Origin of the sequence: Lacisediminihabitans sp. (assembly GCF_036404185.1) — a bacterium.
Classification (GTDB): Bacteria; Actinomycetota; Actinomycetes; order Actinomycetales; family Microbacteriaceae; genus Lacisediminihabitans.
The window spans coordinates 1-9421 of sequence record NZ_DASWPB010000168.1 but is presented as its reverse complement, the minus strand read 5'-3'; the positions used below and the strand labels follow the sequence as shown (position 1 = coordinate 9421).

Annotated in this window: 6 protein-coding genes; 5 read left to right on the top strand and 1 reads right to left on the bottom strand. The window is 69.5% G+C overall.

What is annotated here, in order from left to right:
* The coding region (locus VGC18_RS11970; protein ID WP_331097642.1) for an ABC transporter ATP-binding protein at positions 1–2029 on the top strand (2029 nt) is incomplete at its 5' end.
* A gap of 9 nt (positions 2030–2038) precedes the next feature.
* Here VGC18_RS11970 and hrpA read toward each other — a convergent pair.
* The gene (gene hrpA / locus VGC18_RS11965) at positions 2039–5761 is read right to left on the bottom strand and encodes an ATP-dependent RNA helicase HrpA (RefSeq protein ID WP_331097640.1); all 3723 of its coding nucleotides are present in this window, start codon (positions 5759–5761) and stop codon (positions 2039–2041) included.
* A gap of 176 nt (positions 5762–5937) precedes the next feature.
* Here hrpA and VGC18_RS16205 point away from each other — a divergent pair, with 176 nt between their 5' ends.
* The 4 genes from VGC18_RS16205 to VGC18_RS11945 form a co-directional block, all read left to right on the top strand.
* The gene (locus VGC18_RS16205; protein WP_414672884.1) at positions 5938–6336 is read left to right on the top strand and encodes an ArsR/SmtB family transcription factor; all 399 of its coding nucleotides are present in this window, start codon (positions 5938–5940) and stop codon (positions 6334–6336) included.
* A 241-nt stretch (positions 6337–6577) separates the two neighbouring features.
* On the top strand, positions 6578–8092 hold the full coding sequence (locus VGC18_RS11955) for an MmgE/PrpD family protein (protein ID WP_331097636.1): 1515 nt from the start codon (positions 6578–6580) through the stop codon (positions 8090–8092).
* Entirely contained in the window at positions 8092–9012 is a 921-nt protein-coding gene (gene prpB, locus VGC18_RS11950; RefSeq protein WP_331097634.1) for a methylisocitrate lyase, read from the top strand. The genes VGC18_RS11955 and prpB overlap by 1 nt, the downstream gene beginning before the upstream one ends.
* Positions 9009–9421 (top strand): citrate/2-methylcitrate synthase (locus tag VGC18_RS11945; RefSeq protein ID WP_331097632.1); only part of this gene is annotated, 413 nt, incomplete at its 3' end. The genes prpB and VGC18_RS11945, both read left to right, overlap by 4 nt.

Here is a 9421-nt window from a genome sequence, read left to right as displayed (position 1 = left end):
GGCCTGGCGGTCCGGTTCCGCGGGCCCCTCGGCAACGGTCGCGAGAGCGCCAGGCCTCGGCCTCGGACTCGGCGGGGGCGGCGGTCGCGGAGGCGGCCGGGGCATGAGCTCGTTCTTCTCACCGACCCCCGAACTGCTCGCACAGGTTGCGCGGCTCGGTCCGGTGCGCGACGTGCCGGACATCGACCTCGACCGGGAGACCGCGCACGACCGCAGGTTCAGCCTGCTCCGGCTGCTGAAGGAATTCCGGCGGCCGCTGCTGATCGGCCTGGTGCTCGTCGTGCTCGACGCCGTCGCGGGCCTGCTCGGTCCGGTGCTCGTCAAGACCGGCATCGACGGCGGGGTGGAGACGGGATCGGCCGCGGTGCTGTTCGGCGCGTCCGCGCTGTTCCTCGTCGTCACCCTCGCGGACCTGTTCGACGAGATCGCCTCGACCTTCGTCACCGGCCGCATCGCGCAGCGGGTCATGCTGAGTCTGCGCATCCGCATCTGGGCCCAGCTGCAGCGGCTCTCCCTCGACTACTACGAACGGGAGATGGCCGGACGGATCATGACCCGGATGACGACGGACGTCGACCAGTTCGAGTCGCTCATCCAGAACGGGCTGCTCTCCGCCCTCGTCGCCGTCGTCACCTTCTGCGGCGTCGGCGTCGCGCTCATCAGCGTGAACGTCGAACTCGGGCTGTGCACGCTCAGCGTCGTGATCCCGCTCGCCATCGCCACCGTGCTCTTCCGCCGGCGGGCATCCGTCCTCTACGACGTGTCCAGGGAGCGGATCGCGATCGTCAACGCCGACTTCCAGGAGAGCCTGTCCGGGGTGCGTGAATCGCAGGCGTTTGTGCACGAGCGGGAGACGATGAGGCGCTTCCGGGGACTCGGCGGTCAGTACCTCCAGTCCCGGGTGGCCGCGCAGCGCCTCGTCGCGACCTACTTCCCGTTTGTGCAGTTCCTCTCCGGCATCGCCGACGCCATCGTGCTCGGGGTCGGTGCCGGGCTCATCGCCTCCGGCCAGCTCAGCTCCGGCGCGCTGATCGCCTTCATCCTCTACATCGACATGTTCTTCTCGCCGATCCAGCAGCTCTCCCAGGTCTTCGACTCGTGGCAGCAGACCAGGGTGTCCGTCGAGCGGATCTCCGAGCTCATGCAGCTGGAGACGCTCACCCCGGAGAGCGAGCATCCCCGCTCGCCCGGCCGGTTGACGGGCGAGCTGACCCTGGAGAACGTGCGATTCGCCTATCCGACCGCGCCGCGACGTCCCCAGGCCGCCGGGCGTCGCGGGCCGTCCGATCCCCGGTCGCTCGTCACCGCCGATGCCGCGTTTGTCCGGCCCGCGGAGGCGCTCCGCGGGATCGACCTGCACATCGTGCCGCGGGAGACGATCGCCCTGGTCGGGGAGACCGGCGCGGGCAAGTCGACCGTCATGAAGCTGCTCGCCCGCTTCTACGACCCGGACGAGGGCACCGTGCTCGTGGACGGCCAGGACGTCCGGGAGCTCGACCTGGTCGCCTTCCGGAAGCAGCTGGGCTACGTGCCGCAGGAGGCGTTCCTGTTCACCGGCCGGGTCAGGGACAACATCGCCTACGGACGCGAGGAGGCGACGGATGCCGAGGTCGAGGCGGCCGCCCGCGCGGTCGGGGCGCACAAGTTCATCGTCGAGCTTCCCGGCGGATACCTGCACGAGCTCTCCGAACGCGGCCGGTCGCTGTCGGCCGGCCAGCGGCAGCTCATCGCGCTGGCGCGGGCCGAGCTCGTCAACCCGCCCATCCTCCTGCTCGACGAGGCCACCTCGAACCTGGACCTCGCGACGGAGGCCAGGGTCGCCGCGGCCATGCGGAAGGTCTCGAGGGGGCGGACCACCGTCGTCATCGCCCACCGGCTCCAGACGGCGAGGACCGCGGATCGCATCGCCGTGCTGCGGGAGGGCCGGATCGTGGAGCTGGGATCGCACGACGAGCTCCTGGCGCAGGGGGGTCGCTACGCCGCGATGTGGGGAGCCTTCGAGGGGGTGGAGGCGGAGGAGAGGACCTGATCGTCCGGGTCAGCCGGCCAGGACCCGGACAATCCGCTGCAGCGAGACCGGCTCCGCCGTCCCCAGGGACTGGGCGAAGAGGCTCAGCCGCAGCTCCTCGAGCATCCAGCGCGCGTGCACGATCCGTTCCGGGGCGTTCGGCTGCGGCGGGATGGTGCCGCCGGCCGCCCGGTAGCGCTCCGTCGCGGTCTGCACCTCGGTCATCCAGACGCGGTCGCGCCCGAGGTTCTCGGCGAGCTTGCCGATCCGCTGGACGATCCCGGTCAGGTAGACGGGGAGGCGCCGCAACCGGGTGACCCCCGTGGCGGACACGAAACCGGGGTAGATCAGTCCGCCGAGCTGTTCGCGGGCGTCGGCGAGCGGGCTCAGCAGCGAGACGCTGGAGGCCGACTTGATCGCCTTCTCCGCCTCGCGCGCCGCCGTCAGCACGGCGCTGAGAAGCGAGACCGTGCGGAACAGCGAGTCCATGATCGTCGCGGAGACGGCATCCCTCGCGGCCTCGAACTCGGTGCGGGTCCAGATCTCGCGGCCGCCGATCTCGGCGTCGATGCACGCCGCCATGCAGTCGGCGAAGAGCTCGGCGTTGCTGCGGTACGGGCTCTGGGCGAGGGCGAGCTTCTCGGTCCGGGTGAGGTGCTCCTGCACGTAGGAGACGGGTGAGGGGACCGCCAGCTGCAGCATCCGCCGCACCCCGCCGCGCATCGCTGCGGCCTGATCCTGCGCGGTGCTCATGAGGCGGATCGCCACGCTCGTGCCCTCGTCGACCAGCGCGGGATAGGCGCGGATCGTGTTCGCACCCTGCCGGGTGTCGAGCGTCCTCGGCAGGGTCTCGAAGTCCCAGCCCGTGAGGCCGCTCCGTTCGATCGTCCGGTTCGGGGTCACGGATGCGCGGGCGACGCTCGCCCGGACGGTCGGCCTCAGCTTCTCCTGCAGCGCCAGCAGGTCCTTGCCGCGGGCGACCGGCTTCCCCCGCTCGTCGACGATGGCGAAAGTCATCAGGAGGTGGGCGGGGATCCGCTCGTCGTCGAAGTCGTCCCGGGTGACGGGAACGTAGGTGAGACGCTTGATCGCCGCGGCCAGCGTCTCCTTGAGCGACTCGGGTCCCGGCTCGACGGGCAACTCCGCGAGGAGCTTGCGGGCCCAGTCGGAGGCGGGGACGACGTTGCGCCTGATCGCCTTCGGCAGCGCCTTGATCAGCGCGGTGACGAGCTCTTCGCGGAATCCAGGCACCTGCCAGTCGAAGCCGTCCGGGCTCAGCCGGTCGAGGAGGGCGATGGGAACTTGCACGGTGACCCCATCGTCCTCGGCGCCCGGCTCGAATCGGTAGCCGAGGGCGAGCTGCTGGTCGCCCTGCTGCCAGGAGGTGGGGAAGGCATCCTCGTCGACGACCGCGATCTCGTCCTCGTCGAGGAGGTTCTCCGCGGTCATGGTGAGCAGGTCCGGGGTCTGCGCCCTGGCCTTCTTCCACCAGCCCTCGAAGGTGCGCTGGCTGGTCACGTCGGCCGGGATGCGCCGGTGGTAGAACTCGAAGACCGCCTCGTCGTCGTAGAGGATGTCGCGGCGCCTGCTACGCTCCTCGAGCTCGGCGAGCTCCGTGCGCAGCTCGCGGTTGGCGCGGTCGAAGGCCTGCTGGCTCTCCCAGTCGCCCTCGACCAGGGCGTGCCGGATGAACAGCTCCCTGGCGTAGGCGGGATCGACCCGGGAGAACTGGATGCGCCGGCGCGCGACGATCGGGACGCCGTACAGGGTGACTCGTTCGTAGGCGACCGCCGCGCCCTGCTTCTTCTCCCAGTGCGGCTCGCCGTAGCTGCGCTTGACGAGGTCGCCGGCCAGCGGCTCCGCCCAGGCGAGGTCGATCGCGGCGTTGGTCCTGGCGAAGAGCCTGCTCGTCTCGACGAGCTCGGCGCTCATGATCTCCGCCGGCTGCTTCTTCGCGAGCGCCGAGCCGGGGAAGATGCTGAAGCGCACCTGCCTGGCACCGACGTAGTCCTTCTTGACGGCATCCCTGATGCCGATCTGGCTGAGCAGACCGGCGAGCAGCGAGCGATGGATGCCGTTCGGATTGGTGCTCGCGCCGGTGACGACGAGCCCGAGCGGCCGCGCCATCCGCTCCAGCTGGCGGTAGACGTCGCTCCACTCCCGGATCCGCAGGTAGTTCAGGTACTCGGCCCGGCACATCCGCCGGAACTGGTTGCCGCTGAGCTCCTTCTCCTGCGTCTTCAGGTAGTTCCACAGGTTGAGCAGGGTGAGGAAGTCGCTCGTCGGGTCGACGAAGCGGGCGTGCTGCTGGTCGGCCTGCGGCCTCCGGTCGAGCGGGCGCTCGCGCGGGTCCTGGATGCTCAGGGCCGCGACGATCGCCATGACCTCGCGGGTCACCCCGTGCTGCTTCGATTCGATGACCATCCGCGCCAGTCGCGGGTCGATCGGCAGCTGGGCCAGCTGTTTGCCGATCCGGGTGATCTCGGTGTCCCTGTCGACCGCGCCGAGCTCCTTGAGCAGGTCGAGGCCGTCCTTGATGCCGCGGGAGTCCGGCGGTTGGAGGAAGGGGAAGCCGGCGATGTCGCCGAGCCCGAGCGAGATCATCTGCAGGATGACCGCGGCGAGATTGGTGCGGAGGATCTCCGGCTCGGTATATTCCGGTCGGCGTATGAAGTCTTCCTCGGAGTAGAGCCGGATCGCGATGCCGTCGCTCGTCCGGCCGCTGCGCCCGGAGCGCTGGTTGGCGCTCGCCTGGCTGATCGCCTCGATCGGCAGCCGCTGCACCTTGGACCGCACGCTGTAGCGGCTGATCCGGGCGGTGCCCGCGTCGATGACGTACCGGATGCCCGGAACGGTGAGACTCGTCTCGGCGACGTTGGTGGCGAGGACGATCCGCCGCCGGATGCCCGGTGCCCTTCCGCCCTCGAACACCCGGTGCTGCTCGGCCGAGCTCAACCGCCCGTACAGCGGCAGCACCTCGGTGAACGGGAGGTTCCTGCCCTTGATGGCCTCCTCGGCATCCCGGATCTCGTTCTCGCCGCTGAGGAACACGAGCACGTCGCCGTTGCCTTCCCGCGCGAGCTCGTCGAGGGCGGCATTGATGCCCTCGATGGGGTCGAGGTCCGCGACCGTCTCGCTCTCGTCCTCGTCGTCGACGGGGGCCTCGGCGACGAGGGGCCGATAGCGGATCTCGACGGGAAAGGTGCGTCCGCTCACCTCGATGATCGGTGCGCCGCCGAAGTGCTTCGAGAAGCTCTCCGGGTCGATGGTCGCGCTCGTGACGATGATCGTGAGGTCGGGCCGCTTGGGCATGAGCTGCTTGAGGTAGCCGAGCAGGAAGTCGATGGTGAGGCTGCGCTCGTGGGCCTCGTCGATGATGATGGCGTCGTACTTGCGGAGCATCCGGTCGCGGTGGATCTCGTTGAGCAGGATGCCGTCGGTCATCAGCTTGATGCGGGTGTCCTTGCCGACCCGGTCGGTGAACCGCACCTGGTAGCCGACCAGGCCGCCGAGCTCCTGGCCGAGCTCCTCGGAGATGCGCTCGGCGATGGTGCGCGCGGCGATGCGCCTGGGCTGGGTGTGGCCGATGCTGGTCTTGCCGAGCTCGAGCAGGATCTTCGGCAGCTGGGTGGTCTTGCCCGACCCGGTCTCTCCCGCGACGATCACCACCTGGTTGTCCCGGATGGCCGCCGCGATGTCGTCGCGCCGCTGGCTGACCGGGAGGTCCTCCGGGTAGGTGATGGCAACTGGCATGGGCATCCCAGTTTAGGCGGCGGGGGCGGGGCTCGGTCGGCCCGTTCGCTGAGGGCGCTGCCTCCCTGCTCTGCTCTTTCTGCTCTGCTCCTCCCCGGCCGGCTCCGGGGACGACCTTCACGCTTTCGTCCTGTCACGTGAACGTGACGTCATGTCCAGGTGGCATCGTCGTGGCCATGCACATCTTCGAGCTCTTGGCCGAACCGATCAGGCGCAGGATTGTGGAGGTCCTCGCGAGCGGCGAGGCCAATGCGGGTGATATCGAGAGTCTGATCATGCAGGAGTTCGGCGTCGGCCGGTCCGCCGTCTATCGCCATCTCAAGCTTCTGCGGGATCACGAGTTCGTTCACGTGCACGAGGACGACTGGCCCCATCACAGCTATCGCCTCGACGACGGGGTGATCGGCACCCTCGAGGATGAGGCGGCCCGGCTTCGGGGCCTGTGGGAACAGCGGATCGGCCGACGGGTGAGGGCCGACCCGCTCCGAGGTTTTTCTGGAGCCAGCCTCCGCGGTAGGCGAGGACGAGGCATCGATCCGGACGACCCGTGGCTCCATCGGGGAAATCCGATCTAGCCAGGGCAGCGGGACGCGCTAGGGCGATGTCACGTGAGCATGACGTCACGTTCACGTGACAGGACGAAAATAAAGATCTCTCCCGGGAGAGCGGCCACGCCGGGGAGGACGGCCACGCCGGGGAGGACGGCCACGACGGGAGAGCGTCCACGACGGGGACGGCCTTGATGGAAGGGCCCGCACGACGGAAGGGCCAAAGGGCCCAATTCTTCGGGGATCGGGACACGGCGCTTAGGCTGTTGTGGTGCAGCTACACGAGGTCCGCGTCCACGCGAGCGACGAGAACCTGGCCCGCGAGGACCAGCTCGCGTGGAAGATCGCGCAGGTCGCCGTCGATCCGGTGGCGGTCACGGACGAGGTCACCGACATGGTGATCAACCGCATCATCGACAACGCCGCCGTCGCGATCGCCTCGGTCACCCGTCCTCCCGCCGTCGCGGCCAGGGCCCAGGCCGAGGACCACCCGTACCGTCCCGGCTCGACCGTCTTCGGCATCCCCGGCCGATTCGGGCCGGAGTGGGCGGCCTGGGCGAACGGGGTCGCCGTCCGCGAGCTGGACTACCACGACACCTTCCTCGCCGCCGAGTACTCGCATCCCGGCGACAACATCCCGCCCATCCTCGCCGTCGCGCAGCACGCGGGTCGCACCGGGGCGGAACTGACGCGGGCGATCGCCACCGGCTACGAGATCCAGATCGATCTCGCCGCCTCGATCAGCCTGCACGCGCACAAGATCGACCACGTCGCTCATCTCGGCCCGAGCGCCGCCGCGGGCATCGGAACCCTGCTCGGCCTCGATACCCCCATCGTCTTCCAAACCATCGGCCAGGCCCTGCACACCACGACCGCGACCCGCCAGTCCCGCAAGGGCGAGATCTCCAGCTGGAAGGCCTATGCCCCCGCGTTCGCCGGCAAGATGGCGGTCGAGGCGGTCGACAGGGCGATGCGCGGACAGACCAGCCCCACCCCGATCTACGAGGGGGAGGACGGGGTGATCGCCTGGCTGCTCGACGGCCCGGATGCCCGGTACCAGGTCGCCTTGCCGGAGCCGGGTGAGGCCAAGCGGGCCATCATCGACAGCTACACCAAGGAGCACTCCGCCGAATACCAGGCCCAGGCCTGGATCGACCTCGCACGCAGGCTGCACGCCGAGCATCCGTCGCTGGCCACCCCGGCCGGGGCCGCGAGCGTCGAACGCATCGTGATCCATACCAGTAACCACACGCACTCCGTGATCGGTTCCGGCGCGAACGACCCGCAGAAGTACGATCCCGCCGCCAGCCGGGAGACGCTGGACCACTCCATCCCCTATATCTTCACCGTCGCCCTGCAGGACGGCGAGTGGCACCACGAGCGCTCCTATGCCCCGGAGCGGGCCGCGAGGCCGGACACGGTCGCCCTCTGGTGGAAGGTCGTGACGACAGAGGACCCGGAATGGACGCGTCGTTACCACTCCCTCGACCCCGCGGAGAAGGCCTTCGGTGGCCTGGTCGAGATCGTCCTCGCCGACGGGACGGCGATCGTCGATCAGATCGCCGTCGCCGACGCGCATCCGCTCGGCGCCAGGCCGTTCGCCCGCGAGCAGTACCTCCGCAAGTTCCGCACGCTCGCCGCCCCCGTGGCCACTCCGGAGGAGATCGAGCGTTTCCTCGGGCTGGTCCAACGGCTGCCAGAGCTCGGCCCGGACGACCTGGCCGGGCTCACCGTCACCGCCCGGCCCGACCTGCTGCTGCCCGGACCGAAGGGACTGTTCTGATGCTCTACACGACGACGACACCGGCGGCCAAGCGCGCCGCCTTCCGCGCGGAGCTCGCGACCGGCGCGCTGCTGCGTCTTCCCGGTGCCTTCAACCCGCTGAGCGCGCGCCTCATCCAGGACAAGGGCTTCGACGGCGTCTACATCTCCGGCGCGGTCATCGCCGCCGACCTCGGGCTGCCGGACATCGGGCTGACCACGCTGACCGAGGTCGCTCAGCGGGCGAAGCAGATCAGCCGGATGACCGACCTGCCCACGCTCGTGGACGCCGACACCGGATTCGGCGAGCCGATGAACGTCGCGCGCACCGTGCAGGAGCTCGAGGACGCCGGCGTCGCCGGGCTGCACATCGAGGACCAGGTCAACCCGAAGCGCTGCGGCCACCTCGACGGCAAGGCGGTGGTCGGTCTCGAGACGGCGACCAAGCGCATCCGGGCGGCCGTGGATGCGCGGCGCGACCCGAACCTGCTGATCATGGCCAGGACGGACATCCGCGCCATCGACGGCCTTGCCGCCGCGATCGACCGGGCGAAGGCGCTCGTGGACGCGGGCGCGGATGCCATCTTCCCCGAGGCGATGGTGGACCTCGCGGAGTTCGAGGCCGTGCGCGCGGCGGTCGAGGTGCCGATCCTCGCCAACATGACGGAGTTCGGCAAGAGCCGCCTGTTCACCACCGCCGAGCTGGAGGGCGTCGGCGTCAACGTCGTCATCTACCCCGTGAGCCTGCTGCGCATCGCGATGGGCGCGGCCGAGCGCGGGCTCGAGACGATCACCCGCGAGGGCTCGCTCACGAGCGAGGTCGCGGGCATGCAGACCAGAGCGCGGCTCTACGAACTGCTCGACTACGAGGGATACACCGCGTTCGACACCTCGGTCTTCACCTTTCCGATTCCGGCACATCCGAGCGAAGGAGCAGAATGAGCGATTCAGCAAGCACCCCCCAGGCACCGGCACCGACACCGCACAGGGGACTCGTCGGGGTGGTCGCCGACTACACCGCCGTCTCGCGGGTCAGCACGGAGAGCAACTCGCTCCTCTATCGCGGGTACCCCGTGCAGGAGCTCGCGGCGAGATGCTCCTTCGAGGAGGTCGCCTACCTGCTGTGGCACGGTGAGCTTCCCGATGAGAAGCAACTCGCGGACTTCGAGACCCTCGAGCGATCGCTGCGGACCCTGGACGAGCCGACCAAGCGGGTGATCGACGAGCTGCCGCTCAGCGCGCATCCGATGGACGTGCTGCGGACCGCCGTCAGCGTCATCGGCGCCAACGACCCCGACGTGATGAACTCCGCGCCGGAGGCCAACCTCGCCAAGGGCATGGCCCTGTTCGC

Coding starts and splice junctions, on each gene's coding strand:
- hrpA (WP_331097640.1), bottom strand. CDS start 5,761: ATGCCAGTTGCCATCACCTACCCGGAGGACCTCCCGGTCAGCCAGCGG.
- VGC18_RS16205 (WP_414672884.1), top strand. CDS start 5,938: ATGCACATCTTCGAGCTCTTGGCCGAACCGATCAGGCGCAGGATTGTG.
- prpB (WP_331097634.1), top strand. CDS start 8,092: ATGCTCTACACGACGACGACACCGGCGGCCAAGCGCGCCGCCTTCCGC.